The 26,748-nt window shown below is 69.0% G+C and carries 27 protein-coding genes; 11 read left to right on the top strand and 16 right to left on the bottom strand.

Going from position 1 to position 26,748, the window contains the following annotated elements; all coding sequences use genetic code 11:
* Positions 1-16: 16 nt before the first annotated feature.
* Positions 17-2,569 (bottom strand): alpha-glucan family phosphorylase, encoded by a 2,553-nt coding sequence (glgP, locus tag DFQ14_RS07140; protein WP_114452315.1) that lies wholly within the window; start codon positions 2,567-2,569, stop codon positions 17-19.
* Between the two features lie 100 nt (positions 2,570-2,669).
* On the opposite strand from glgP, the gene DFQ14_RS07145 reads away from it, so the two are divergent.
* Positions 2,670-4,031, top strand: a complete 1,362-nt coding sequence (locus tag DFQ14_RS07145; protein WP_141921346.1) for a neutral zinc metallopeptidase — start codon at positions 2,670-2,672, stop codon at positions 4,029-4,031.
* Between the two features lie 116 nt (positions 4,032-4,147).
* Positions 4,148-5,608 (top strand): neutral zinc metallopeptidase, encoded by a 1,461-nt coding sequence (locus DFQ14_RS07150; RefSeq protein ID WP_246195682.1) that lies wholly within the window; start codon positions 4,148-4,150, stop codon positions 5,606-5,608.
* 64 nt (positions 5,609-5,672) lie between these two features.
* Here DFQ14_RS07150 and DFQ14_RS07155 read toward each other — a convergent pair whose 3' ends face one another.
* The gene (locus DFQ14_RS07155) at positions 5,673-6,587 is read right to left on the bottom strand and encodes a tetratricopeptide repeat protein (protein ID WP_114452475.1); all 915 of its coding nucleotides are present in this window, start codon (positions 6,585-6,587) and stop codon (positions 5,673-5,675) included.
* A 356-nt stretch (positions 6,588-6,943) separates the two neighbouring features.
* On the opposite strand from DFQ14_RS07155, the gene DFQ14_RS07160 reads away from it, so the two are divergent.
* Positions 6,944-7,201: a hypothetical protein gene (locus DFQ14_RS07160; RefSeq protein ID WP_246195681.1), complete on the top strand. Its 258-nt coding sequence runs from the start codon at positions 6,944-6,946 to the stop codon at positions 7,199-7,201.
* 124 nt (positions 7,202-7,325) lie between these two features.
* On the opposite strand, the gene DFQ14_RS07165 is transcribed toward DFQ14_RS07160, so the two are convergent.
* Positions 7,326-7,628, bottom strand: coding sequence for an MTH1187 family thiamine-binding protein (locus DFQ14_RS07165; RefSeq protein WP_114452477.1), 303 nt, complete (start codon positions 7,626-7,628; stop codon positions 7,326-7,328).
* 154 nt (positions 7,629-7,782) lie between these two features.
* Here DFQ14_RS07165 and DFQ14_RS07170 point away from each other — a divergent pair, with 154 nt between their 5' ends.
* Entirely contained in the window at positions 7,783-8,283 is a 501-nt protein-coding gene (locus tag DFQ14_RS07170; protein ID WP_114452317.1) for a MarR family winged helix-turn-helix transcriptional regulator, read from the top strand.
* Between the two features lie 54 nt (positions 8,284-8,337).
* Here the strand turns inward: DFQ14_RS07170 and DFQ14_RS07175 are convergent, their stop codons facing one another.
* On the bottom strand, positions 8,338-8,697 hold the full coding sequence (locus DFQ14_RS07175) for a DUF3817 domain-containing protein (protein ID WP_114452318.1): 360 nt from the start codon (positions 8,695-8,697) through the stop codon (positions 8,338-8,340).
* An 89-nt stretch (positions 8,698-8,786) separates the two neighbouring features.
* Between DFQ14_RS07175 and DFQ14_RS07180 the strand changes: the two genes are divergently transcribed.
* From DFQ14_RS07180 to DFQ14_RS07190, 3 genes are all read left to right on the top strand, one after another.
* Complete coding sequence (locus DFQ14_RS07180; protein ID WP_114452319.1) at positions 8,787-9,842, top strand: class I mannose-6-phosphate isomerase; 1,056 nt, start codon at positions 8,787-8,789, stop codon at positions 9,840-9,842.
* A gap of 116 nt (positions 9,843-9,958) precedes the next feature.
* On the top strand, positions 9,959-10,393 hold the full coding sequence (locus DFQ14_RS07185; protein ID WP_114452320.1) for a TipAS antibiotic-recognition domain-containing protein: 435 nt from the start codon (positions 9,959-9,961) through the stop codon (positions 10,391-10,393).
* A gap of 217 nt (positions 10,394-10,610) precedes the next feature.
* On the top strand, positions 10,611-11,924 hold the full coding sequence (locus DFQ14_RS07190; RefSeq protein WP_246195711.1) for a DNA polymerase IV: 1,314 nt from the start codon (positions 10,611-10,613) through the stop codon (positions 11,922-11,924).
* A gap of 84 nt (positions 11,925-12,008) precedes the next feature.
* Here DFQ14_RS07190 and DFQ14_RS07195 read toward each other — a convergent pair whose 3' ends face one another.
* Positions 12,009-12,812, bottom strand: a complete 804-nt coding sequence (locus DFQ14_RS07195) for a hypothetical protein (RefSeq protein ID WP_114452321.1) — start codon at positions 12,810-12,812, stop codon at positions 12,009-12,011.
* A 141-nt stretch (positions 12,813-12,953) separates the two neighbouring features.
* On the opposite strand from DFQ14_RS07195, the gene DFQ14_RS07200 reads away from it, so the two are divergent.
* Both DFQ14_RS07200 and DFQ14_RS07205 read left to right on the top strand, forming a co-directional pair.
* On the top strand, positions 12,954-13,208 hold the full coding sequence (locus tag DFQ14_RS07200) for a type II toxin-antitoxin system Phd/YefM family antitoxin (RefSeq protein ID WP_114452322.1): 255 nt from the start codon (positions 12,954-12,956) through the stop codon (positions 13,206-13,208).
* Entirely contained in the window at positions 13,201-13,602 is a 402-nt protein-coding gene (locus tag DFQ14_RS07205) for a type II toxin-antitoxin system VapC family toxin (RefSeq protein ID WP_114452323.1), read from the top strand. Before DFQ14_RS07200 ends, DFQ14_RS07205 begins: the two co-directional genes overlap by 8 nt.
* Positions 13,603-13,629: 27 nt before the next feature.
* Here the strand turns inward: DFQ14_RS07205 and DFQ14_RS07210 are convergent, their stop codons facing one another.
* Positions 13,630-14,817 (bottom strand): acetyl-CoA C-acetyltransferase, encoded by a 1,188-nt coding sequence (locus DFQ14_RS07210; protein WP_114452324.1) that lies wholly within the window; start codon positions 14,815-14,817, stop codon positions 13,630-13,632.
* A gap of 215 nt (positions 14,818-15,032) precedes the next feature.
* On the opposite strand from DFQ14_RS07210, the gene mce reads away from it, so the two are divergent.
* Both mce and DFQ14_RS07220 read left to right on the top strand, forming a co-directional pair.
* A complete protein-coding gene (mce, locus tag DFQ14_RS07215; RefSeq protein ID WP_114452325.1) occupies positions 15,033-15,473 on the top strand; it encodes a methylmalonyl-CoA epimerase in 441 nt (146 codons plus the stop codon).
* Between the two features lie 259 nt (positions 15,474-15,732).
* A complete protein-coding gene (locus tag DFQ14_RS07220) occupies positions 15,733-17,133 on the top strand; it encodes a M protein (RefSeq protein WP_114452326.1) in 1,401 nt (466 codons plus the stop codon).
* Between the two features lie 42 nt (positions 17,134-17,175).
* Here DFQ14_RS07220 and DFQ14_RS07225 read toward each other — a convergent pair whose 3' ends face one another.
* The 10 genes from DFQ14_RS07225 to DFQ14_RS07270 form a co-directional block, all read right to left on the bottom strand.
* Entirely contained in the window at positions 17,176-17,994 is an 819-nt protein-coding gene (locus DFQ14_RS07225; protein ID WP_114452327.1) for an alpha/beta fold hydrolase, read from the bottom strand.
* A 114-nt stretch (positions 17,995-18,108) separates the two neighbouring features.
* A complete protein-coding gene (locus tag DFQ14_RS07230) occupies positions 18,109-18,858 on the bottom strand; it encodes an alpha/beta hydrolase (RefSeq protein ID WP_114452328.1) in 750 nt (249 codons plus the stop codon).
* Positions 18,858-19,175: a hypothetical protein gene (locus tag DFQ14_RS07235; protein ID WP_179951514.1), complete on the bottom strand. Its 318-nt coding sequence runs from the start codon at positions 19,173-19,175 to the stop codon at positions 18,858-18,860. The genes DFQ14_RS07230 and DFQ14_RS07235 overlap by 1 nt, the downstream gene beginning before the upstream one ends.
* Positions 19,176-19,221: 46 nt before the next feature.
* Positions 19,222-20,217, bottom strand: coding sequence for a DUF3558 domain-containing protein (locus DFQ14_RS07240; RefSeq protein WP_114452329.1), 996 nt, complete (start codon positions 20,215-20,217; stop codon positions 19,222-19,224).
* Positions 20,218-20,295: 78 nt separating this feature from the next.
* Positions 20,296-21,027 (bottom strand): dihydroxyacetone kinase phosphoryl donor subunit DhaM, encoded by a 732-nt coding sequence (gene dhaM / locus DFQ14_RS07245; protein ID WP_114452330.1) that lies wholly within the window; start codon positions 21,025-21,027, stop codon positions 20,296-20,298.
* Positions 21,024-21,662, bottom strand: coding sequence for a dihydroxyacetone kinase subunit DhaL (gene dhaL, locus DFQ14_RS07250; RefSeq protein WP_114452331.1), 639 nt, complete (start codon positions 21,660-21,662; stop codon positions 21,024-21,026). The genes dhaM and dhaL overlap by 4 nt, the downstream gene beginning before the upstream one ends.
* Before the next feature lie 48 nt (positions 21,663-21,710).
* A complete protein-coding gene (dhaK, locus tag DFQ14_RS07255) occupies positions 21,711-22,706 on the bottom strand; it encodes a dihydroxyacetone kinase subunit DhaK (RefSeq protein WP_114452332.1) in 996 nt (331 codons plus the stop codon).
* Between the two features lie 225 nt (positions 22,707-22,931).
* Positions 22,932-24,464 (bottom strand): aldehyde dehydrogenase family protein, encoded by a 1,533-nt coding sequence (locus DFQ14_RS07260; protein WP_114452333.1) that lies wholly within the window; start codon positions 24,462-24,464, stop codon positions 22,932-22,934.
* Positions 24,465-24,649: 185 nt separating this feature from the next.
* On the bottom strand, positions 24,650-24,949 hold the full coding sequence (locus DFQ14_RS07265) for a hypothetical protein (RefSeq protein WP_179951515.1): 300 nt from the start codon (positions 24,947-24,949) through the stop codon (positions 24,650-24,652).
* A 28-nt stretch (positions 24,950-24,977) separates the two neighbouring features.
* Entirely contained in the window at positions 24,978-26,657 is a 1,680-nt protein-coding gene (locus DFQ14_RS07270; protein ID WP_114452334.1) for a sodium:solute symporter family protein, read from the bottom strand.
* Positions 26,658-26,748: the final 91 nt, after the last annotated feature.

Consider the following 26,748-nt stretch of genomic DNA (forward strand, 5'->3'; position numbering starts at 1 on the left):
CGTTGCATCCGCACGTTCACCCCGCGAGGACGACCTTGCCCAGTTCCGCCGGGGTGGACAGCAGCGGGTGCCGGGGCAGCACCCGGACGGTGTATCCGGCCGGGCCGGTGTGGGGCAGCGTCACGGTGGCCTGGTATCCGCCGTCGGCGACGAGGCTCATCGACCGGGTGACGAAGTCGCACAGCTCGTCGTCGTCATCGACCCGTCCGACGACCACCTCGACATCCACATCGGACGGATCCAGCCCGGCCAGCTCGACCAGAGCCCGCACCGTCACCTGCCCCCCCAGAAACGGCGTGGCGCCGTCCTCGACGGACATGTGCGTGTCACTGACCCGTACCCGTGCCCACGCCTCGTCCAGCCGCGCCCGGTAATCGGCGAGTTCCTTGGCGCCCCGATACCCGTCGCCGGCGACGTCCTGCACCGAACGAGCCGCGGGCGAGTAATAGTGATCGACGTACTCGCGCACCATGCGCGAGGACTGCACGCGCGGTCCCAACGTGGCCAGCGTGTGCCGCACCATCGACATCCACTTGCCCGGCACGCCGTCGGCGTTGCGGTCGTAGAACATCGGCGCCACGTGATCGGAGATCAATTCGTAGAGCGCGCCGGCTTCCAGATCGTCGCGGCGGTTGATGTCGGTGACGCCGTCGGCGGTGGGGATGGCCCAGCCGTTGTACCCGTCGTAGGCCTCGTCCCACCAGCCGTCGCGGATCGACATGTTCAGTCCGCCGTTGAGTGCGGCCTTCATCCCCGAGGTGCCGCAGGCCTCCAGCGGGCGCAACGGGTTGTTCAGCCACACATCACAACCCGAGTACAGGTAGCGGGCCAGCGACATGTCGTAGTCCGGCAGAAAGACGATCCGGTGCCGCACCTCGGGATCGTCGGCGAACCGGACGATCCGCTGGATCATCGCCTTCCCGCCCTCGTCGGCCGGATGCGACTTGCCCGCCACGACGATCTGAACGGGGCGCTCCGGATCCAGCAGCAGGGACCGCAACCGCTCGGGGTCCCGCAGCATCATCGTGAGCCGCTTGTAGGTGGGCACGCGGCGGGCGAAGCCGATGGTCAGCACGTCCGGGTCGAACACGGAGTCGCACCAGCCGAGCTCCAGTTCGGAAGCTCCCCGCTGCAGCCAGGACAGGCGCAGCCTGCGGCGCACCTCGTCGACCAGGCGCTGGCGCAGGGAACTGCGAATCTCCCACAGCAGCGAGTCGCTGATCGGCTGTATCCCCCGCAGGCCGGCCCCGTGGTCCATTTCGGATTCGCCGATGAGCTTGCCGAGTTCGCGTGCCGCCCAGGTGGGACCGTGCACCCCGTTGGTCACCGAGGAGATCGGGATTTCCGCACTGCCGAATCCCGGCCACAGCCCGCTGAACATCGTGCGGCTGACCTCGCCGTGCAAGGCGGAAACCCCGTTGGCCCGCTGAGCCAGCCGCAGCCCCATGTTGGCCATGTTGAACTTGCCGGGATCGTCCTCGGCTCCCAAGGCCATGATCCGTTCGGTCGGCACCCCCGGCAGCAGCGTCTGCGATGTCCCCTCCCCGAAGTAGTGACGCACCAGGTCGTTCGGGAACCGGTCGATCCCGGCGGACACGGGCGTATGTGTGGTGAACACCGTTCCCGCTCGTACCGCCGCCACGGCCTCGTCGAACTGCAGCCCCGGGTCGTCCAGCAGTTCGCGGATCCGCTCCAGGCCGAGGTAGCCCGCATAACCCTCGTTCATGTGGAAGATGTCGGGCTGCGAGGTTCCGGTGAGCAGGCAGTAGGCACGCACGGCACGGACACCACCGACTCCGGCGAGAATCTCCTGCCGGATCCGGTGATCGGCATCTCCGCCGTAGAGGCGGTCGGTGACTCCCCGCAGATCCTCGTCGTTGTCGTCGACATCGCTGTCGAGCAGCAGCAGCGGCACCCGGCCCACCTGGGCCTTCCAGATCCGCGCGTGCAGGGTGCGTTCCCCGGGCATCGCCACCCGCACCACGATCGGCTCCCCCGCCGGGTCGGTGAGCAGCTCCAGCGGCAACCCGCGCGGATCGAGCACCGGGTAGCTCTCCACCTGCCAGCCCTCGGGCGACAGCGCCTGGCGGAAATACCCCGAACGGTAGAGCAGACCGACACCGATCAGCGGCAGCCCGAGGTCGGAAGCCGACTTCAGGTGATCGCCCGCGAGGACACCGAGCCCCCCGGAGTAGTTCGGCAGCGCCTCGGTCAGTCCGAACTCCATCGAGAAGTAGGCGATCGAGTCCGGCAGCACGCTGCCCTCGTCCCGGCGTTGCTGATACCAGCGCGGCACGGTCAGGTAGCGGCGCAGGTCCTCGTCCACGGCTCTGGTGCGCGCGAGGAAGTCCTCGTCGCGGGCCAGCCGCTCCAGCGTTTCGGCGGGAACCCGAGCCAGCAGCCGCAGCGGGTCGCCGCCCACCGCCGACCACACGTCGGCGTCCACCGAGGCGAACAGGTCCTGGGTCGGCGGATGCCAGGTCCAGCGCAGGTTGGTCGCCAGCCTGTCCAGTGCGAGCAGCGACTCCGGGAGGTGTGCGCGGACGGTGAAGCGGTGGACGGCTCTCACGGGTGCGAACCTTATCTCGCGGGCGGGCATGAACGCCGAAGACCGCATCCACACCGAGGCATCGTCCCCAGTTCCTGCGGCCGGGTGGGAGGCTGGGCTCGTGCATGCACCACGGGGCGGTCCGGTCGCGGCGGCGGTACTGCTGCTCGCTTTCGTCGTGGCGCTTTCCGGTTGCTCGAACATCGCGGGCACCGCACGACCGACCGAGGACATCCTCGTCCGGCCGGTCGATCCGTCGTTCGTGTACGGCACCGACGGCAGCGTTGTCGACACGCTGGCGGCCACCGTGGTCACCGATGTGCAGACCTACTGGTCCCGGGCTTTCCCGGAACACTTCGGCAGCCCGTGGCGCGACATCGACGGCGGTTTCTTCTCCGTGGACACCACCGCCGAGAACAGTGCTCCTCCTCCGTGTACCGCCGAGGTCGCCGATCTCGAAGGCAACGCCTTCTACTGTGCCTCGGTGGACGCCATCGCCTGGGACCGCGCGGCCCTGCTTCCCGTCCTGGTCGAGCACTACGGCCAGGCGGCCGTGCTCACGGTACTCGCCCACGAGATGGGCCACGCGGTGCACCGGCGACACGACCCCGCCTCCGGCGATGCGGACACGTCCACCCGTTCCGCACTGACCGAAGCGATCGCCGACTGCTACGCAGGGACCTACACGCGTTGGGTCGTCGACGGTCACTCCGCGCGCCTGCACGTCCGGAAGGCCCAACTGGACGGTGCGATGCGGGCGCTGACGAGTTTTCGGGCCCCGGCAGGCACTGCGCAGTCCGATGCCGATCCCCACGGCACCGCGTTCGACCGTGTCTCGGCCTTCCAGGACGGCTACCGCGGTGGACCGGAGGTGTGCGCGGGGATGACGGTGCACAACCGGCGATTCACCAGTGCGCCGGTGACCTCGGCGCCGGAGCCGCGGAACCGGCCGTTGGAGCAGGTCCTGCGTTCCCGCACGACCGTCATACGGGACTACTTCACCGCGCTCGTCGACCGCAGGGGCGGGCACTGGGCCACCCCGCCCGTGCGCGGCTCACCTCCGGCGGGATGCGCCACGGACCACCGCGCGCCGGTCTCCTACTGCCCGCGGCCACCCGCGGTGGTCGTCGATCACCGCGGGCTGGCGCGCGTGCACCACGACATCGGTGATCAGGCGAGCGAGACAGCACTGGCCTCGCGCTATGCACGGGCCGCTCTGCACGCCCTCGGCACGTCGACAACCGCTGCCGGGACCGCTGGACGGGCGAGCTGCCTCACCGGCGCCTACACCGGTTCGTTGCTGGACGACTCCCGCGGGCATCCTCCGCTGTCCGCGAGTGATCTGGACGAGGCCGTCACCCTGCTGCTGTCGAACGAGCAGACCGACCGCGCTGCTTCCGCCACGAACGCCCCGACCGGATTCGACCGGATCGCGGCTTTCCGCGCGGGCATGCGCGGCGGTCCGGACGCCTGCCGGGGGTGAAGGCCGGTGGTGCGGAGGTGATCGGCCGCATGATCCGCGCCCGTTAGGCTTCCGGGGGCACTCGCCGCCCGGGGCGGCGAAGCGACGGACTCCCGAGCGCAGGATGGGACTCGCCAGTGACAGCCGGAACACGCCACCTGAAGCGGTTCGTCGGCGCGACCATCGCGATGGTGACGTGCCTGGTCGCCGCCGGCTGCACGCAGCCGATCAGCGGAACACCGACCACGGCCGGGAGCGTGTCCCCGGCCTCCGTCGCGGGGCTGCCCGCGACGCACGGACCCAGCGGCCCGCGGCCGGGAGCCGACGATGCGAACATTCCGGTGGAGAACTCCGCGGGCGGCCGGACGGACAGGCTCGCCGCCAATGCGATCGCCGACATCCAGGCCTACTGGAAAGACGCCTTCCCGGATGCGTTCGGCGGCCGGGCATTCACTCCGGTCGAGCGGCTGGTCTCGTATGACTCCACCGGGCCCGGCATCGATCTGTGCAGGCAGTCCACGGCCGGCCTGCCCAATGCCTTCTACTGCCCGATCGACGATGCCATCGCCTGGGACCGGGGCAGGATGCTGCCCCGGCTCGAAAACAGCTTCGGGCCGATGGCGGTGGTCACCGTACTCGCCCACGAGATGGGTCACGCCGTGCAGCAACGGGCGGGTGTTCTCGACAGCAGCACTCCCGCCCTCGTGCTCGAACAGCAGGCCGACTGCTTCACCGGGGCGTTTTTCCGCCATGTCGCCGAGGGGGCGGCGTCACACTTCCGGGTTTCCACCGGCGAGGGGCTCAACAACGTCATGGGCGTGCTCAACTACATCCGCGATGCACCGGGCGAGACGGGATTCGCAGGACCCCGCGCGCACGGCAGCGCTTTCGACCGGATCTCGGCGTTTCAACACGGATTCGGTGACGGCCCGAAGCGCTGCGTCGAGATGAGCGCCGATTCCGTCAAGCAGCGCACCACCCAGTTCAAGTCCTGGAAGGACCTCCAGGAAACCGACCTGCCCGTCGACCGTGGCAGCGTGGACGTGATCGAGAAGAGCCTGCGGCAGGTCTTCGACGACACCGGCGCCGCCCCTCCCCGCATCATCACGCGGAAGAGCCCCTGCCCCGGCAGGGAACCGACGTCACCGGCGTTCTACTGCCCGGAGACGAACACGGTGTCGCTGGACATCCCGGGACTCCGCGACATCGCCGGCCCACCGGCCACGGACGAGCGGAAATCCGGGTACGGCGACTTCGCCGCCTACGCCCAGGTGGCTTCGCGATACGCCCTGTCGGTGCAGAAGGCGGCCGGACTGTCCCTGAACGGCGCGACCGCCGGTCTGCGCACGGCGTGCTTCACCGGTTTCTGGGGCGGTTCGCTGCTGGAGGATCCCATCGGCAGGCGCAATCCCGTCGGCAGGGTGCGGATCGCTCCCGGCGACGTGGACGAGGGGGTGGCCGCGCTCCTGAGCGAGGACGGTCTGATCGCGGCCGATCTCGACGGTGATCGAGTCGTCGCCGGATTCGCGCGGGTGGAGGCCTTCCGGATCGGCTTCCAGCGGGGTCTGGGGGCCTGTATCGCCGAGTACCGGCGCTGAGGATCCGTCTTGGACCCTCGGGGTGGGCGCGTCTCCCGGCGAGCAGCGCCCACCCGCCACAGGGTCAGAACAGGGCGCTGGCCAGGTTGCGCCGAGCGGTGGCCACGCGCTGGTCCCCCTCCGGGAAGAGCTCGAACATCTCGATGAGGTGCTCGCGCACCCGGTTGCGCTCGTCGCCCGAAGTACGTTTGACCGTGCGCACCAACCGGTCGAACGCCGACTCCACCTGTTGCGCGGCCAGCTCGGCCTCGGAAGCCGCCAGCTGCGCGTCCACGTCGTCCGGCGCGGTATCGGCCCGCTCGATCGCGGAAGGGTCGGCATTTTCCGCCCGCGCGGTGAACTGCACCTGCGCCAGCGCGGCCTTGGCCTGCTCGTTGTTGGGCTCGGCGTCGAGAATCTTCCGGTAGGCGGCTTCGGCCGTGGAGTAGTCACCGCGTTCGAGGGCCTCTTCGGCGGCGGTGAACCGCGGATCCTCGGCTTCCTCCTGCTCTCCGGCCGCCTGTTCGGCAGCACGGATGCCGGGAAGCTGATCGCGCTGGGCGTCCAGGACCGAGTCGAGCCACTGCCGGATCTGGGCCTCCGGCTGGGCACCGGCGAAGGCCTCCACGGGCTGGCCGCCTGCCACCGCGATCACGGTGGGCAGCGACTGCACCCCGAACAGCTGCGGGATGCGCTGGTTGGCGTCCACGTCGATCTTGGCGAGCACCCAGCGCCCACCATCCTGCTGCGCCAGGCGCTCCAGAATCGGCGAAAGCTGCTTGCACGGCTGGCACCAGTCCGCCCACAGATCCACCACCACGGGCACCTGCATCGAGCGTTCGACGACCTCGGACTGGAAAGTCGCCTCGGTGACGTCGACAACCCAGGAATTCGCCCCGCCGGACGACCGGTCACCCCCGCCCGAGGCCGGCGGGCCCGTGCCCGAGCGGGAGGCCTCCGCCCTGTTCTTGAGCGCCGACAGGTCTACCGCACCCGCCATCGCGGCGGACGCGTCTGCGTTCTGGCGTGGATCTGGACGTGTCACGGTTCCATCGTGACACGGGGTGTGGCGCCGATGACGCCCGGGAGCTGGATAAGCGACCGGAGCGCGGCATCCGGTGCGTGGTTCGGTTCCGCGCCACCGAGGGCCGCCACCGCCCAGAACACGAAAAAGATCATTCAACCAGGTGATCCAGAGCCACTCGATCAGGTGGTGTCGGCGAAAAAGACTCAATTCTTCGGGCGCTGGGAGTCGAAGATCCGACAGAGTCTGCGCGGGAAGACGTCTTGCGCAGGCCTGGGAGAGCTCCCGATGGAGCACCTCCCCGTCCGAAGTTCGATGAGAGGTACGAAACAGTGCGTATTGCTACCCGCATTGCCGGCGCGACCGGTGCCGCCGCCCTCGGCATGGTGACCATGGGCTCCGTCGCTTTTGCCGACAGCTCCGACAACGACGGCATCAACGTGTTGAACGACAACAACATCAGTGCGGTGCCGGTGCAGCTGTGCGGCAACAACGTCGCCGCGGTGGGCGTGGTGCTTCCGCTCCTGTCGCCGCAGAACAGCCAGTGCGTCAACGCTCCGATCGTGGACCACCCCTCCGCGCGGGGCTGAGCTCGACGTGCGGTGATTCGAGCCGGAGCGGCCCGGGACATTTCCGTCGGGGCCGCTCCGGCTTTTTCACACACCGTCCGCTGCGAGGTCCACACCGCGAGAACCCGGCGTGCCACGCGACGGATCACTCACCCGAGAGGTGCTCCTCGACGCGCTGCACCTTCTCCTGGAGCTGATTGGTGTGGCCGGGCCGGATATCGGCTTTGACGACCAGACTGGTGCGCGGCGACCGAGCCGAGACGACTTCGGTCGCTCGCTTGACCACGTCCATGACCTCGTCCCACTCGCCTTCCACCGTGGTGAACATGGCGGTCGTCTCGTACGGCAGACCGGACTCCCGAACCACGCGCACCGCCTCGGCCACGGCCTCACTGACACTGTCCGACTCCCCGGCGCCCGACGGCGCCACGCTGAATGCCACCAGCACGTCATCCTCCTGGTTCCACGGGTCGAGACCCGTCGCGATCTCCGTCGAATCGCAGTGTGGCTGATCTCCCCGCGACACACAGCACATCCGGCACCGTGCCGAACAGGACCACGCTCACCGGTTCGGGGCCCGGCCGCTGCTAGCGTCGAGTGCCATGAGCACCCGTCAACCGCTGCCCTTCGATCCCATCGCGCGCGCGGCCGAGACCTGGTCCGAGCGGATCGGCCCGTCCACATCGATGGCCGCGGTAACGAGCGTGATGCGAGTGCAGCAGATCCTGCAGTCCGCGGTCGATGCGGCACTGCGCCCGCACAACCTGACTTTCGCCCGCTACGAAGCTCTGGTCCTGCTGACGTTCTCGCGGCGCGGCAGCCTGCCGATGCGGGTCATGGGTGATCGTCTGCAGTTGCACCCGACCAGTGTCACCAACATCGTCGACCGTCTGGAGCAGGACGGCCTGGTGCAGCGCCTCTCGCATCCCACCGACCGTCGGACCACACTGGTCGAAATCACCGATAGCGGCCGCGATCTGATGAAACGCGCGACCGAATCCGTCACCGAGATCGATTTCGGGCTCGGCGGGGTGACCGAACGGCAGACACAACAACTCACCGAACTGCTCGGCAGGGTCCGGCATGCGGCAGGTGACTTCTGATCGTCTCGGCGCGGGCGGGAACAACCACACCATCACACCTTCGCGGCCATGTGCTCAGTTGAGTGCGCGTAACGCCCCGGTCAGGCGCGACCACGAGGTCGGGCCCAACGTGTCGGGCATGTTCAGCAACTCACGACGAGTGGCCCAGCGTTCGAAGACGACCGTGCCGAAGGGGGGAACGGAGGCGATCAGTGCCAGCACCAGCACACGGAACTTCCAGCGCAGCGGACCGTACACGAGCAGGCCGACCACCACGTACGCGGTGAACACCATGCCGTGGATCCATCCGAAGATCGTGACTCCCATCGGCTGACCGAACCCGTACTTGAACACCATGCCGATCAGCAAGCCCGCCCAGGACAATGCTTCGGCGAATGCGACCAGACGGAACCAGCCAACATACGTTCTCAGCACGCACTCACCGTACCGTGCGGGGCGCCGATCACGGCGGCGGCGTTCGCCGCAGCACCGCCTCGCCTTCCGGATCGAGCGAAAGGAGCACCGTGCCAGCCGCAGCCGCCGGGCAGTCCGAAGCAGCCGCACCACAGGTCATCGCACTACCGGCCAACCAGCCCCACCAGTTCTACCGAGGCGGAAGGCATATCGCCGAGCTGCGCGGCAGCAGCGATGACCGCGAGTTCGGCCCCGAGGACTGGGTGGCCTCCACGACGGCACGGTTCGGCCACTCCGAGTCGGGACTGACCCGACTGCCGGACGGCCGCCTCCTGCGCGATGCCGTGGCCGCCGATGCCGAAGCATGGCTGGGGCACGAGCACATCGCGGCCTTCGGCGACGACACCGCTCTGCTGGTCAAGCTGCTCGATGCGGGGCAACGCCTGCCCGTGCACTGCCATCCCACCGACGGCTTCGCCCGGCAGCATCTCGGATCGAGGTTCGGCAAGACCGAGGCGTGGATCGTGGTGGGCACCAGCGGACCGCAACCGGTCGTGTACCTGGGTTTCCGCAGTGATGTCGCGCCGGAGACCGTGGAGCACTGGGTGCGCACGCAGGACTCCTCGGCAATGCTGGGCTCTCTCAACGAGATCCCGGTTCGGCCGGGCGACACCGTGCACGTACCCGCCGGTACGCCGCACGCGATCGGAGCCGGGGTCTTCGTCGTGGAGCTGCAGCAACCCACGGACTTCTCGATCACCCTGGAATGGGAGGGCTTTCTCGCCGATGCCGAAAGCGCTTTCCTCGGGTTGGAGCACCGGGCCGCGCTGCGTACCGTGAACCGGGCGGGTTTCGGCACGGAGGCGCTGTCCGGTCTGATCAAGCACACCGCGCAGCACGGCGGTCCTCGCGTGCCGCTGCTGGTCGAGCAGGCTTCGGAGTTCTTTCTCGCCGAGCGGCTGCATCCGCGCGGCGCGCTGGAACTGGCACCGTCCTTCGGTGTCCTGATCGTTCTGGAAGGCTCCGGAACACTGCGGGCCGAAAACGGCGACCTCGAGTTGCAGCGCGGCCACACCGCCGTTCTCCCCCACTCGGCGGGAGCCGTCCGGCTGGAGGGTGAGCTCGTGGCGGTGCACTGCCGCCCGCCCGTGTTCTCCTCCGAGTAGTCACCACATCCGGGCTCTCTCGGCTATTGTCACCCGAGCAGGTGACAACCGCGGCCGGGAGCGGGCACACTTCTGCGGCCGCACACTGTCGTACGCCGTCAGCAGAGGAGGGCGCCGTGCAGCCGGTGGAGAGCAACGCCGATCTCGATCGGGCCGAGGCCGGGCAGGACGGCACCGCCCTGATCGGTGACATCGACCCCGAGAGAACCGACCGCGTCGAGACCGGGAACCTGCCGGTCCAGGGGAATCCCGACATCGAGGAGGTCGGGCAGGACTGGCATCGGATCAGCAACCGCATCACCGAACTGTTCACCGCCGGTGTGGCCGAGAACGACCCGCGCACCCTGGAGGCGATCGGCGAGCACTACCGCTGGATCTGCCACTTCTGGACGCCGGACCACGAATCCTACATCCGGCTTGCCCGGATGTATGTGAGTCAACCGAAGTTCCGCAAGCGCATCGAGCGCCGCAAGCCCGCGGGACTGGCCGTGTATCTGCGCGATGCGATGACCGCCTACGCCTGGGCGTATCTACAGCCCTCCCATCGGTAAGAGGGTGTTTTCACGATCGACCTGGCGCGGTGGTCGGTGAACCGTCTCCTCAGGTGCAGTCCTTCCGGGCGAAGGGGTTGCCCAGCGTTGGAGGCCACATCGGGTGGCCACGCGGGTTGGCTTGCGCAGCGGTGCCGACACGCTGGACCCGAGCTTGGTCGATGTCGGTCGCATCTCGTTCAATGACGGTGTGAAGCGATGGGTGTTGCACGTCGACATGGACGCGTTCTTCGCATCCGTGGAGCAGTTCACCCGGCCGACGGTTCGTGATCGTGCCGTGCTCGTGGGCGGCCTGGGGCCGCGGGGCACTGTCGCGGGCGCCAGCTATCAGGCCCGCGAGTACGGTGCTCGCTCGGCGATGCCGATGTCGGAAGCACGGCGCCGTTGCCCGGTCGCCGTGATCCTGCCGCCCCGGTTCCGCCTGTATCAAGCGGTCAGCAGACAGATCTTCGAGATCGTGCGTGCGGCCTCGCAACACGTCGAACAGGTCTCGATCGACGAGGCGTTTCTGGAACCGGAAGAGCTGACCGGGGCACCGACCGAGGTGGTGCGGGATTTCGCCTCCCGGCTGCGCGCGCAGGTTCACCACACGGTCGGGGTGACCGCGTCGATCGGCGCGGGTTCCGGCAAACAGCTCGCCAAGATCGCCTCGGGGCTGGCCAAACCGAACGGCGCACTGATCGTCCCACCGGAGCAGGAAGGGGAGCTGCTGGCGAGCCTGCCGGTACGCAAGCTCTGGGGCATCGGCCCCATCACCGAGTCGAAACTGCACCGCATCGGCGTGCGCACGATCGGAGAGTTCGCCGCGCTGCAGCCCGGGGACGTGATCTCGCTGCTGGGGCAGGCACACGGCATCGAGCTGCACCGGCTGGCGCAGGGCGTCGACGAGCATCCGGTCGCCGAACGCGGCGAGGCCAAGCAGGTCAGCGCGGAGACCACCTTCGACACCGACATCACCGACTCCGGGAAACTGACCTCGGAGGTCACCGGGATGGCCCAGGCAGCTCACCGCCGCCTGGTGGCATCCGGCCGTGCCGCGCGCACGGTGACGGTCAAGGCCCGCGACTCCTCGTTCACCACGATCAGCCGGGCGGAGACCCTTCCGTCGGCGACGAGCGACTTCTCCGCGCTGGCTGCCGCGGCCCGGCGGCTCACCCCGGTGGCGGCACCACCGGGGACACCGGTGCGGCTGGTGGGCGTGTCGTATTCGGGCCTGGCCACCGCGGAACAGGAATCCCTGTTCGGCAACCCGGCCGATGAGCCGGCTGCCGACTCGCTGCGCTCCCACGCTCCGGTCGAGACACCGCCGGCCATGGCTGCCCCGGGGACCGAGGAGATGCCAGCCCCGGCATGGCGGGCGGGTGATGACATCCACCATCCCGAGTGGGGGCACGGCTGGGTGCAGGGCGCCGGGATCGGACGGGTCACCGTCCGGTTCGAGACGGCCCGCACCGGGAGCGGCCCCACTCGCACCTTCACGATCGGTGATCCCGCGCTGTCACCGGCGGATCCCCTCGCCAGCCTCGGGTAGCGCCTGTTTCCTCGGTGCCGGGCGTGGCGTCGAGATGCGTTTTCGGCAACCACTCGAGCAGGCCACCACAGCACTCCCCACCCCCTACTGCGGGGGGAATTGGCGCCGGTAGTGGCCGACCCATTTGTGCGGGGCGAGCTCCTGCACGGCATGTTCCAGCCGGCGGGGCAGGCGGCTCAACGGGGGCAGGTGGAAGCGGTAGCGCACGCCGGGCAGTCCCGGCATCGGGGCGGGCTCGTCGATCCGCCAGCGTTCGAGTTCGGGATGGCGGTGGACGAACTCGGGATCGGCCGGATAGAACTCGAAAGCCCGGCGACGCTCCGGCGGGACCGGGCGTTTCCGCTGGATCGGAGGCAGTGAGCCGATCCCGGCCGCACCGATCTCGGACCAGGGGATTCCGAAGACCTCTCCCCTGGTGCGCGCGTGGAGCGCATGGCGGTCCAGCAGAAAGCCTCTGCTGCTCAACGATCCCTTCGCCGAAGCCACGAACCACAGAAAGATCGCACCGAACACGATCTGCCAGAACCACAACCACACGCTGCCACCGTCGTCGGTCAGCGCTGCCGCGCACAGGATGGTGAGGAATCCGCTGACACCGCCACCGACGAGCAGGTTGCGGAAAGCGGCGGCGCTGACGTCGACGTCACGTACCTCGCTGCCCAGAACCGGGGCGGGCGCGGCGGGTACGGCTTCCTCCCTGCCGTAGGCCTTCGTCTCCGGTCCGGGGGAGGCGGGATCGGGCTGCTGCGGATACTGCGCCGTGGCCTGCCGGGGCGGTTGACCGCGATGAGCCACGGTGGGCTGTTCGGCCGTCGCCCGCCGTGGGACGGTCGCCCGCTGCGTATCCACCCGATCGGCTCGCTGCCATCCACCCGGAAGCCACTTCATACCTGCCAGGATAGCCCGGCAGCACGCTGTTGATCTCGCTCGGTGTCACCCGTTGCGGGACATCTCCGGGGGATTTCGGGGTCTTCAGGCACCCCAAGAATGGCGTAGCACATTGTAGCCACCCCGGTTTAGACTGTTGCCATGAACCATCCGATCACCCAACGCGAACTACGCAATGACAGCGGAGCAGTTCTGGAAGCAGTGGAAGAGGGCGAGAGCTTCATCGTCACCCGCAACGGCACGCCGGTGGCACAACTCAATCCTCTGAAGCCTCGCGCGTTCGTCACCCGCGACGAACTCGCGGAGATCGCGGCCGAGGAACCCGCCCTGGATTCCGCCGAATTCTTCGCCGATCTGGATCGGATCGTGGATCAGGACGGGCTGCTCGGTGAGTAAAGCGCAAGCACTGCTGGACACCTGTGTTGTGATCGATCTTCCCGAGATCGACACACAAGCGCTGACAGCGGACCAGTACTACATCAGCGTGGTCACCATCGCCGAACTCGCGGCAGGAACCCATGCCTCCGCCAAACCCTCGGTGCGGGCCACGCGCTTACGGCGTTTGCAGTCGGTGGAATCCCGCTTCGACCCACTCCTGTTCGATGCTGCTGCGGCCCGCTCCTACGGGCAGGTCTTCGCCGCAGTCCAGCAGGCAGGACGCCAACCACGAAGTCGGCTTGCCGATCTCCTGATCGCCTCGATCGCACTCGCACGGGGAATGACGCTGATCACACGCAACCCGGACGACTTCACCGGGCTCGACTCCCTGCTGACCGTCGAAGCGATTTGACTTTCGCGCTCAGCTGCGCACCCACCGTCAGCTCTGCGGCACGCGCAGGATCAGGGCGTCGCCCTGGCCGCCACCACCGCACAGTGCCGCGGCACCGCTGCCACCACCGCGCCGCTTCAGCTCCAGCGCCAGGTGCAGCGCCAGACGCGCGCCCGACATGCCGATCGGGTGCCCCAGCGCGATCGCTCCGCCGTTGACGTTGACCCGCTCCTCGTCGAGGCCGAGAGCGCGGGCGGAGACGATTCCGACCGCGGCGAAGGCCTCGTTGATCTCGACCAGGTCCAACTCGCCGGCCTCACGGCTCTCCCGCGCGCAGGCGGCCTTGATCGCGTTGGAAGGCTGCTCGTGCAGGCTTGCGTCCGGCCCGGCGACGACTCCGTGCGCACCGATCTCGGCCAGCCACGGCAGGCCGAGTTCCTGCGCCTTGGCCTTGCTCATCACCACGACCGCGGCCGCACCGTCGGAGATCTGCGAGGCCGACCCGGCGGTGATCGTGCCGTCCGCGGCGAATGCCGGACGGAGCTTGCCCAAGCCCTCGGCCGTGGTGTCGGGGCGCACGCCCTCGTCGGTGTCGACCACCACCGGCTCGCCCTTGCGCTGCGGCACGGTGACCGGGGCGATCTCCTCGGCGAAGACGCCGCCGGAGGCCGCCGCGCCCGCACGCTGGTGCGAGCGTGCAGCGAATTCGTCCTGCTCGGCGCGGGTCAGGCCGTGCCGGGAGTTGTACTTCTCGGTGGAAGCCCCCATCGCGACCTGATCGAAGGCGCAGAACAGCCCGTCGTGAGCCATGTGGTCGAGCATCTGCACGTCGCCGTACTTGAAGCCTTCACGCGAGGAGCCGAGCAGGTGCGGCGCCTGGGTCATCGACTCCTGGCCACCTGCGACCACGATGTCGAACTCACCGGCCCGGATCTGCTGGTCGGCCAGCGCGATCGCGTCCAACCCGGACAGGCACACCTTGTTGACGGTCAGCGCGGGAACGTCCATCGGGATACCGGCGGCGACCGCGGCCTGCCGGGCGGGGATCTGGCCCGCACCCGCGGTCAGCACCTGCCCCATGATCGTGTACTGCACCTGATCGGGCCGCACTCCCGCACGCTCCAGCGCGGCGGCGATCGCAACCCCGCCGAGCTGGGCACCCGAGAAGTCCTTCAGCGATCCGAGCAGCCGTCCCATGGGCGTACGCGCTCCGGCCACGATCACGGAACTTCCCACGGCTTCCTCCCGGTGCTGTCACTGCTGCGTCGACGATGCCCGGCCGCGGCCGCCGACCGTGCCGGTCGCGGACTCGCTTCCCGCCGGGCTCTCACCATGCTGCCCGGTCCGGCTCGTGCGGGCCATACCCGCGGCCGGAGAAACACGGGATGTGTGAGGCGGCGCACAGGCGCGGCTTCTCTCGTCACGGCCCGGCAGGCGCTACGCTCCGCGGCATGCAGCAGGCACTCGGCGAACTCCTCAGCGGCATCGACCACGTCGGCATCGCGGTCGCCGACCTCGACACCGCGATCGACTTCCAGCACGAGACCTTCGGGCTCGTACTCACCCACAGCGAGGTCAACGAGGACCAGGGAGTGCGCGAGGCGATGCTGGCCGCGCCGGGGGACACCACCGGCGCCACCCGGGTCCAACTGCTCGCGCCGATGCGCGAGGACTCGGCCATCGCCAAGTTCCTGGACCGCAACGGCCCCGGCTTGCAGCAACTGGCTTACCGCGTCACCGACGTCGACGCGGCCTGCGAGGCGCTGCGCACCAAGGGTGTCCGGCTGCTCTACGAGGCACCACGCAGGGGAACCGCGAACAGCCGGATCAACTTCGTCCACCCCAAGGACGCCGGGGGTGTTCTCGTGGAACTGGTGGAGCCCGCCCGCTGAAAGGCTTTCCGCGCAGCATCGGCCACCGCCCGGCCCGTCCGGAACCACACAGTCGTCGTGAACGACCTGGTGGTCAAGTGCCCTTTTCGCTGCTCATGCCGGGTACTCGGCGAGTGGTCACCGATACCCGCCGGGGCGGCCACCGGAAAGCGGACCTCGTGGGACCGCAGTAGCTCATCACCCACCGCGCGGACGTGAGAAATCGGTTCGCCGTCCACACCGGCCACCGGCAACGACGGCGGGCAGGTAGCGTTGAGGTATGGGCCAAGCCGACGATCGTGATCTGCTGCCACTGGGATCGGGCTTCGACGTCGTCCGAAGGGGTGGCTACGACCGCGCCCAGGTCGACGAGTATCTGGAACGCGTCGACGCCGACATCAGCATCCTCACCTCCGATCGGGATGCTGCCGTTTCGCAGGCCGATGACCTGTCCAAACAGCTGGAGTCGGTCCGCTCGGAGGTCGAGAACCTGCGCGGCCAGGTCGAGCGGCTGGCCAAGCCGCCGACCACCCTGGAAGGGCTCAGCGAGCGTCTGCAGCACATGCTGCGCCTGGCCCAGGAGGAAGCCGCCGAAATCCGCAGCCGGGCCGAAAGCGATGCGGCCGAGGTCCGTTCCGCGGCCGAGTCCGAGGCGAGCGAGCTGCGGAATCGCTACGAGCAGCTGATCACCGAGACGGACGAGCGGCGCGCCGAGATGGAGACCGAGCATCGTTCGGTTCTGGACGCGGCCAAAGCCGAAGCCGAGCGGATCACCCGTGAGGCGGAGGAGAACCGCAAACGAGCCGACGAGGAGTCGCAGGCCCGCCGCGAGCAGGTCGAAGAGGACTTCGAGATCGCGATGACCGCCCGGCGCACCGAATCCATGCGGACCCTCGCCGAGCAGGAGGCCGCCAGCAAGGCCGAGGCCGAACGGCGGGTGGAAGAGGCCACCGAGGAAGCCAACCGGCGTCTGCGGGAAGGCACCAACGAAGCACATCGGCGAGTGCGGGAAGCCACCGACGAGTCGAACCGGCTCGTTCGCGAGGCCACCGAGAAAGCCGAGCGGTTGCATCGCGAGAGCACCGAAGCCGCCGAGCAACGCGAACGCGAGAGCAAGCAGGAGGCCGAACGGCTGGTCACCGAGGCCACCGAGGAGAGCAACCGGATGCTCCGCGAGTCCCGCGCGGACGCCGAACGGCGCATCGGCGAGACCACGCAGGAGTGCCTGCGGCGCGTGGAGAAGGCCGACGAGCAGGTGGCCTCGCTGGTCGAGCTTCGGGACGCGGTGGCCGCGAAACTGCGCGAGGCCACCGAACTGTTCGGGCAGACCGCACCGATCCTGGAGCGCCTCGACGACGAGGACTCGGAGGAAACCAGGCTGCGGGAGGTGGCCGCCAAAGCTCGCGAACAGGTACGTCAGGAGACGCAAGCAGCGCTGGACACCCCGCGCCCGTCATCGGAGGCCACGCAGGACGAGGACGAGTCCGCACCCGAATCGCCGAACTCCGAGGAGGCGACCGAGCGGATCCGGCGTGGCGCGAGCGCGGAAACCGATCCGTACGACCCGCCGACGCAGCGGATCAAGGTGCCCATCTCCGAAAGCGAGTCGACCACGGGAACCTCCCAGCCGGGTGGTACGGCCAGGGTGGACACCAACGAACCGAGCAACAGTTCCCAGTAGCGAGTCCCGGTGGCGAGCACTGGACGGTCCAGCCGGGACGGTTCAGCTGCCGAACCGGTTCAGCCAGGGCAGCACGGCATTCGCGAATGCCTCGGGAGTCTCCATCGCGGACAGATGCCCCGCCCCTGGCAGGGTGACCAGCTCCGCGTCCGGCAGCACCGCCGTGACATCCCTGGCGATCTCCGGCGGGGTGATCGTGTCCTCTTCCCCCACGACGACCAGGGCGGGGCCGGTGAAGCCGCGAAGCGTGTCCGTACCGTCCGGGCGGGCCGCCATCGCACGCTGTGCCCAGGCCACTCCCTCGGCGGGCTGACTGTCGATCAGAGCACCGATCTCGTCGACGACCTCGGGGCGCTCGTTGCGAGTGGTCCGACCGACCAGACCGGGCAGGCTGTTCTCGGCGAGCCAGCCCGACGTGCCCTCGCGTTCGGCACGATCGGCGACCGAGAGGCGGTTGTCGCGCTGCTCCGCGTTGTCGGCGACCGCCTTGGTGTCGGCGAGCAGGAGGCCGGAGACGCGTTCCGGCGCCGCCTGCAGCACGGCCGTCGCGACGTACCCGCCCATCGAGCACCCGCCCAGGACGACTTCCGACAGGCCGAGACTGTCCAGCAGCGCGAGCACATCGGCGGCCACCGTTCCGAGGCCGGGCTGCTCCGCAGCACGCCGGGTGGCGCCCTCGTCGGCCAGGTCCGGTGCCGACGAGCCGTCCAGCGCGCTCTGCCCGAGACCCCGCTGGTCCGGGGCGATGACTCTGACCTGTTCTTCGAGCAACGTCCGCGCGCCGTGCCACATCCGTGCGTCCACCGGGAACGCGTGCAGCAGTACCAGCGGCGGTCCCGCTCCCGACTCGATGTAATGCACGGCCCCATGGTGCCGCACTCGATCACCCTTCGCGCACCCGCCGCTGTCGGCCCGGCCGGTCGGCCTTTCCCGCATGCACGAGCCGGAGTCGACAAGACGAGGAGGCGATGGTGATCAGGACTCGACGATGGTGACCTGGCGGGTTTCGGCGGGACCGTCCCAGGTGGTCGGCAGGGGCGTCGGCACCTCCGGGACCACGGCTTGCACGATCGCGTCCAGGGCCTGCTTGTCCTTGCCGACCCACAGGTGCTTGGTCTCCGGGAAGCCGACCACCTTGGCCTGCGGGATCGTGGCGAACCTGCGTCGCGCCTCCTCCGGCTGGAGGTAGTCGTCGTGCTCGGGGATGAAGGCGTGCACCGGCTTGCCGGACTCGCCCCAGGCACGCAGGTGTTCTTCGGTGCTCCATCGAAGCGGCGGGGAGATCAGCACGGCACCCTGCACCAGCGGGTCGAGGCCGTGTACCAGTGTCAGGTCGGTGCCGAACGACCACCCGAGGAGCCACACGTCGGGCAGGTCGTGGAACTCCGCGTACTCCAGGGCGGCGGCGACGTCGAACCGCTCGGAGTCACCGCCGTCGAAGCTGCCCTCACTGCGCCCGGCCTCGCTGACCGTGCCGCGCGTGTTGAACCGCAGCACCGCGAGATCGGCCAGGGCGGGCAGGCGCCAGGCCGCCTTGCGGATCAGGTGCGAGTCCATCATCCCGCCGTGCGTGGGCAAGGGGTGCAGGCACACGAGCGTGGCTCGCGGAGCACGGTCCTGCGGCAGGGACAGCTCACCGACCAGGTTCAGCTCGTCGGCGGTGTGCAGGGTGATCGGCTCCCGCCGTCCCGGCAGCACGGTGTTGGCACGGATGTCGGTACTCATCACCGACGATCCTGCCACGACCGTTTCGGACCGCGGCGCCGGTGCCCTCTCCAGCAACCGGTGTGCCAGTGACGCCGATCCTCGACACTGCCGTACTCGTCGGCGGGCCAGGCCACGATGTGCCCCACCCCGGGACGGATCTCGTGGTCGCATCCGGGGCAGCGGTACATCTTCGTCGCCTGTGCCGCGGGCACCGTGCGCACCAACCAGTCCCCGTCCGGCCCCGGCTCCACCTGTGAGAAGCCGAAACCGGAGCCCAGTGGGCGGGCGTCGGGCCGCGCCCGTTTCGGGCGGCCGGGGCGGTTTCGGCGTGGCACGGACACCACGTTAACCGCAGGCCGCACGCCCCGACCCGACCGGTTGTCACGCAGGCGGCAACCTCGGCCAGATCCGCTCGGCAAGGCCTCGAGCGAACTCGCAGGCGCGAATACCGTCACTGCCCGGAATCGCGACCACCAGCATGGCCACCTCGACCTGTCCCGTCCCGGCAGCCTCGAACGGGATGTGCGCGGTTTCGGCCATGCACAGCGGCGTTCGGGGGTTGCCGCCGACGATGCCGACCACCGTGCGGCGCCCGGCGATCCGCTCGGCGACCGCAGCACCGCGGGAGACCCGGGGAGGATCTCCCGCGGTGTGCACCATCCGGACCCGCGGATGCCCGGCTTTGTTCGGACCCCACTGGCACTGGTGCCGCCCCGGACTGGAGCGGGGGCGAGCCCCCTTCAGCCCGGGCACCCGCTGCACGACCGCGGTGTCCACCACCGTGCACGGGTCGATCAGGGCCAGCGAGTCCGGCGGAAACCAGCGGTGCCCGACCCGTTCCGCCGCGATGGTGTCGACGGCCGTTCTCGCTCCCGCCTCGGCCACCCGGCACAGCCCCGACGTGGGGTCCCCTGCCAGCAGGTCGGCGCTGACCTGCATCGCGATTCCGTCGGAGAACAGAATCTGCCGGGTGCAATGACCGGGCAGCGGTGCGCTGTGCACGATCCGCAACGCCCCTCGGCGGGTCACCGGCACTCCCCGCGTGACCTCGGCCGGGTCGACCTTCCGCAGCTCGCCCACGGCAAGCTGCAGCAGTGTTCTCCCCGACATGCGAACGTGCAGCAGGCAGTAGTCGAGCGAGACGGTTCCCGCGTTGCGGACCTGCCCGAACCGCTGCAGCGTTGCCGGGTCGGTCAGCGTGCACGGGTCCACCGTGCGCACATCCCCCAGCACCGCACTCGACAGATGAGGCTCCGGTGCACTGCCGCGCCCCGGACCCGGCACGCTGCGGACCCCTCCTGCGCAGCCGACCGCCAGCACCACGAACAGCAGCGCGAGGGTCACCGGCGTACTTCGGAGACGACGACGCGGCGGCATTGCGTCACCCTAACTCGCAGGATCGTGCGTGGGCAGACCACAGGGACCGGCCGGCACGGCGAGAAGCAAGAAGACCCGTCACTCGTCGAAGTCGCGAGCGGCGAGATCCAGGATTCGCTGCACCGCCTGCTGCGCGTCCCGGCCGCTCGCGCGGATGGTGATCCGATCGCCCTGGCGGGCCCCGAGTCCCATCAGACCCAGCACACTGGCCGCATCGGCCTCCTTGTCTCCGAACACGATCGTCACGGTGGCGTCCAAGCCGGTCAGCGTCCGGGTCAGCATCGCCGCGGGCCGCGCGTGCAGACCGATCTCGTTGTCCAGGACGAGCTCTTCGCGGATCTCGGCCGCAGCGGTGGCGCTCTCCCCGGCAGCGGCCGGTTGCCCGGGCGCGGGCTCCGCACCGGCCGCACTCCCCGGCTCGGCCCCGGCCATTTCCATGCTCGCCGCGCCGGCGGCCGCGCGTGCGACCGCTTCCACATCGCTGTCGCCCTGCGCGGCGACGGCAGCGGCGACCGCCCCCTCGACCAGGGGCGCGTCGGCCACGATCGCGGTACTCGGATCTCCCAGCGACTCCACGGCGAGCTCCGCGGTCATCTGCGCACTTCCCAGGTCGTACAGCAGCACCGCACCGGAACCGCTGTCGGCATCCGACAACGCCGCCGAGACCGTCTCGAAGTCCGTACCGGTCGCACCGTCGGGAAGTCCCCCGGCGGGCACCACCCGCACCTCGGGGGCCATCTGTGCGGCCAGCTCGACGACTCCCTCGGCCAACCGCCCGCTGTGCGCGACGATCACCAGTCCCACACTCATCGGTCCGTCCTCACCGTGTCGGCGAACGCCGCGAGCAGCAACGCCGTCGACCGGGCTCCCGGGTCGAGGTGCCCGGCGCTGCGCTCTCCCAGGTAGGAGGCACGGCCCTTGCGTGCCACCATCGGTTCGGTCGCTTCGGCGCCCGTACGCGCGGCATCAGCGGCCACCGCCAGCACGGTGGCCGCCGTCGCATCGCTGTCGGCGGAGGCCTTCGCGGCTTCCACCGCAGGCGCCAACGCGTCGATCATGGTCTTGTCGCCGGTGACGGCCTTGCCGCGTGCCGTGACGCCCTCCATTCCGGCCCGCAGGGCGTCCGCGACCGCACGTCCGTCGAGCTCGGTGACATCCCCGGCCGCGGAGGCGGCCCGCAGGAATGCGGTGCCGTACAGCGGGCCGGAGGCACCACCGACGGACGAGATCAGCGTGGTGGCCGCCAGTTTCAGCACCGCCGAGGGAGTCCGCGGGGATGCGGAGTCCAGCTGTGCGACGACCGCACGGAATCCCCGGTCCATGTTCTCCCCGTGGTCGGCGTCGCCGATCGCACGGTCCAGCCGTATCAGCTCATCGCGATGTTCGGTGACGGTCTCCGCGCCCGCGCGCAGCGCCGCGATCACATCCTGTGCCGTACAAGGCATCGGCCCCACCAATCTCCGAAAACTGCCACCGCTGACCTGCTGTGATGGTCACCATTGCAACGCCGGTGTCTGCACGGGTGCATCCCAGTAGGCGGTGAGTTCGGCGTCGAGTTCGAGCAGCGTCAGGCTCAGTCCCTGCATTTCGAGGCTGGTCGTGTACGGGCCGACCAGCCGCCTGCGCACCCGAATACCACGCTCGTCCAGCAGGCGCTCGGCAACACCGTGCGCCACGTAGAGCTCCATCAGCGGCGTGCCGCCCATCGAGTTCGTGAACAGCAGGACCTCGTCGCCTTCGGTGAACGGCAGGTCCTCCAGTATCGGATCGAGCAGTCTGCGAACGATGCCGTCGGCACTGTCCATCGGCACCCGCTCCCGGCCGGGTTCACCGTGGATGCCGATACCGATCTCCATCTCGTCCTCGCCGAGGGCGAAGCTCGGTTCACCCACATGCGGGACCGTCGGGGCGGTGAGTGCCATCCCCATCGAACGCGTCCGCGCGCTCACCCGCTCGGCCAGCTCGTGGCACCCGTTCAGGTCCGTGCCCTGCCGGGCGGCCGCGCCCACGATCTTCTCCAGCAGCACCGTACCGCCGACCCCGCGCCGACCGGCCGTGTGCGTGGAGTCCCGCACCGCCACATCGTCCTGCACGACAACCGTGCGCACGTCCGTGCCCTCGGCTGTCGCCAGTTCCGCTGCGGTTTCGAAGTTGAGCACGTCACCGGTGTAGTTCTTCACCACCAGCAGCGTTCCCGCACCGCCTTCGGCCTGCGCGATGGCCGCCTGCACCGCATCCGGTGTCGGCGAGGTGAACACCGGCCCGGGGACCGCGGCGGAGAGCATGCCCGGACCGACGAAGCCGGCGTGCAGTGGCTCGTGCCCGGATCCGCCACCGGAGATCACCGCCACGGTGTCCGGCACCGGCGCATCGGCACGAACGACGATCGCCGGATCCGTCCGGACGTGGAGCAGGTCGGGATGTGCCAGCGCCATGCCCCGGAGCGCATCACCGACCACATTCGCGGGATCATTGATGATCTTCTTCACTGCCGGCCTCCTCGATGCTCGATGGGAAAAGCATGACGGCATCGCGCGTGGCGTGCAGATGTGACACGCACACCGTCGTAGGCCCGGAAGGTGGCCTCGCGCAACCGGCAGGACCCGACTCGGTGGTGCTTGCGGTCCCGCGCGAAACCGCAAGCACCACCGGCTCGGGATGTCCGCGGGTGCCGTCGGCTCCCATGATCGATTCCCGAACGGAGAAGCGCCGTGTCAGCGCCCGCGCACCAGCTGCACCAGCCGCACCAGCTGCCGCACCGTGCGCGACGAGCGGCTGAACGTCATCGGATTGAGCGGGATCCGGAACTTGGTGCGGGTGACCGACTGGGGGCGGGCGAACTCGCGCAGACCGTCGGCACCGTGGATGCGTCCGAAGCCGGAGTCGCCGACACCGCCGAAGGGCAGCGCGGGAACGGCGGCGAACGAGATCACGGAGTTGACCGCGACCATCCCCGTTCGCAACCGCCGTGCCAGTTCGGCACCGCGCGAGCGGGAGAACACCGTGGCTCCCAACCCGTAGCGGCTGCTGTTGGCGCGTTCGACACCCTCGTCCACGTCGGCCACCCGGTCGACCACGATGGTCGGCCCGAAGGTTTCCTCCGCGGCGGCCTCGGCATCGGCGGGAACGTCGGTGAGCACCACGGGCTCCACGAAAGGCGACCGCACCGAGTGGCTGCCGCCGACGACCGCACGCCCACCGAGCCGCACCGCATCGTCGACATGGTGGCGGATCACGTCCACCTGGGACGGCATGGTGATCGGTCCGAGGTCAGCACCGGGCTCACCACCGGGGCGCAGCTCCGCGGCACGCTCGGCGACCAGTTCCAGGAATCGGTCGGCCACGGCTTCCACGACATAGACCCGCTCCACACCGATGCAGGTCTGCCCGGCGTTGGACATCGCGCCCCACACGGCGGCCTCGGCCGCGGCACGCAGATCGGCGTCGGCGTCGACGATCAGTGCGTCCTTGCCGCCGCACTCCACGAGCACCGGGGTCAGGGTTTCCGCGCAGGTGGCCATGACCCGCTTGCCGGTTTCGGTGGAGCCGGTGAAGGCGAGTTTGTCCACGCCCGACCGGCACAGCGCCGCACCGGTCTCGCCGAAGCCGGTGACCACCTCGAACACCGGCTGCTCCGGCACGACCTCGGCGAAGGTCTTCGCCAGCCATTCCCCGACCGCCGGGGTGAGTTCGCTGGGTTTGAACACGACCGTGTTACCCGCCGCCAGGGCGTAGGCGATCGAGCCCATCGGGGTGAACGCCGGGTAGTTCCAGGGGCCGATGACGCCGACCACGCCGAACGGCAGATACTCCACGGTCGCCGCCTGGTTGGCCATCAGCACCCCGGGCGATACCTTGCGCTTGCGCAGGACGCCGTCCGCCTTGTTCGCGGCCCAGTGCAGGTGGTCGATGACCAGCACCAGTTCCAGCCTGGCGTCGTCGAGGGGCTTGCCGGTCTCGGAGCAGATCACACCGGCCGCCTCGTCGATCCTGCGCGTCAGCAGCTTGCGCCACGCGTCCAGTCGCTGCTTGCGGCCCGAGAACCCCAATCCTTCCCACCAGCGCTGTGCCCCGCGAGCGCTGCGGACCGCCTCGGTGACGTGAGCCGCGTCGTGGATCGGATGGTTCCCGACCACCTCGCCGGTGCGGGGGTCGAGCGATTCGAAGGTCGCTTGTTCCGGCTGCTCCCCCGGATCCACGCCCGACTCGGACGGCGCCTCGATGTGGTCATGGGCGGTCTGGGTCATCACTGTCCTCCCAGCGGTCCTGCCGACGATTTCCGGAACTGTCAGCCTACGGAATAGGACGGCGAAAAGGCAGCCCTTCGCACGGCCCGGTCCGCAGGTGCGGACTCGGACCGTGCCCGGCTCTCGGTCTTTGGACTGTTTTCGCTGGGGGGATCAGCCCGAGCAGGGTGACCCGCTCCGGCGCTTCATCGGGATGAGGACTCGCCCTGCGACTCGTCGGGGACGACGAGCGGCCGCAGACGCACCCACAGGCCGAACAGCGCGGCGAAGACGAGCATGCCGATGCCGCTCCACAGGTTGATGTTGACTCCTGCGGCCTGCTCGATCTCCTCCGGACTGGTTGCGACCAGGCCCATGATCGTGACGATCACACCGTAGATACCGAACAGCGCTGCGATGACCATGCGCACGTCGAAGGCCCGCGCGACCTGCCTGCGCCCTTTCGAAGGGCCGAGCCTTTCCGAACCGCTCTCCGGGATGTTCATGGGTTTGCCTCCCTTCTCGGCCGGGCTGTCAGCCGAACACGATGTTGAGCGCGATGGTCAGAGCGAGTGCGATCCCGGCGAGCACGCCCGGGCGGCGATACCACCCGGCATCCTCTCCCGTGGTCGATGCCTTCAGCCTCTCCTTCGGGGTCAGCGAGTACACCAGTCCGACCAGTTCCCCGGCGGGCTTCGGACGGGTCACCAGGCTGACGACGACGCTGACGGCGATGTCGACGACGAACGCCGCACCGGCACCGACGAAACTCGCGCCCTGGCCCGGCAGGTCCAACACGCCGGTCTCGGCCAGCAGGAAGACCGTGAGCGAGGCGAGGGTACCCAGCACCAAGCCGAGCCATCCGGCGGTCGGCGTCATCCGCTTCCAGAACATACCGAGGATGAACGTGGCGAACAGTGGGGCATTGAACAGCGAGAACAGGGTCTGCAGGTAGTTCATCAGGTTGGAGTAACCGGAGGCGATGAACGCCGTGCCGATGGCGGCGGCCGTGGCACCCACGGTCACCCAGCGCCCCATGTTCAGGTAGTACTCGTCCGGCCTGTCCTTGACGATGTAGGCCTGCCAGATGTCGTAGGTGAACACCGTGTTGAACGAGCTCAGGTTCGCGGCCATCCCGGCCATGAACGAGGCGAGCAGGCCCGCCAGGGCGATGCCGAGGATGCCGTTGGGCAGCAGGTCGCGCATCAACAGCAGGATCGCGTCGTTGTAGTCGACGTTGCCCTGCCCCGTCTGCTTGAACGCCACCATCTCCTGCACGGAGACCGCCGCGATCATGCCGGGGATGACGACGATGAACGGGATCAGCAGCTTCGGGAACGCGCCGATGATGGGAGTGCGCTGCGCGGCCGACATGCTCTTGGAGGCCATCGCGCGCTGGACCTCGACGAAGTTGGTCGTCCAGTAGCCGAAGGCCAGCACGAAGCCCAGCCCGAAGACGATGCCGAACACGCTGAGGATGTTGCTGGTGAAGCCGGTCAGTTCGCTGCCCGGCCAGGCCGAGAGTTGCTGGGCCCCTGCCTGGGCGGTGACCTTGTCCACCAGGCCGTCCCAGCCCCCGACCGTGATCAGGCCGACGATGGTCAGCGGCAGCAGGGCGGCCACGATGACGAAGAACTGCAGGACCTCGTTGTAGATGGCCGCGGACAGACCACCGAGGCCGGTGTAGGTGAGCACGATGAGGGCGGCGATGATCACCGAGGCCCACAGCGGCCAGCCGAGCAGCACGTTGACGATGCTGGCCAGCAGGAACAGGTTCACGCCCGCGATCAGCAGCTGGGCCAGCGCGAAGCTGATGCCGTTGACCAGGTGGGCCGCCTTGCCGAAGCGGCGCAGCATGAACTCGGGAACGCTGCGGACCTTGGAGCCGTAGTAGAACGGCATCATCACGATGCCGAGGAACAGCATCGCGGGGATGGCACCGACCCAGAAGTAGTGCATGGTCGGCATGCCGTACTGCGCGCCGTTGGCGGACATGCCGATGATCTCGATGGCGCCGAGATTGGCGGCGATGAAGGCCAGACCGGTCACCCACGCGGGCAGCGAACGACCGGACAGGAAGAAGTCCAGGCTGGTCGACACCGAGCGGCGCGCGAGGTAGCCGATGCCGAGCACGAACGCGAAGTAGAGCGCGAGTAGCACGTAGTCGACGGCAGCGGCATCGAGCCGTAGCTCGTCCTGGGCCAGCACAGCCACGCTACTTCACCTCCAAAGTCAACAAGTTCAAACGGTAATCACCACTCGGGTGCAAAGCAGCCGAACAGTACCGCACAGCAGGCCCGCCGTG

Source organism: Halopolyspora algeriensis (assembly GCF_003337235.1).
Lineage (GTDB): Bacteria > Actinomycetota > Actinomycetes > Mycobacteriales > Pseudonocardiaceae > Haloactinomyces > Haloactinomyces algeriensis.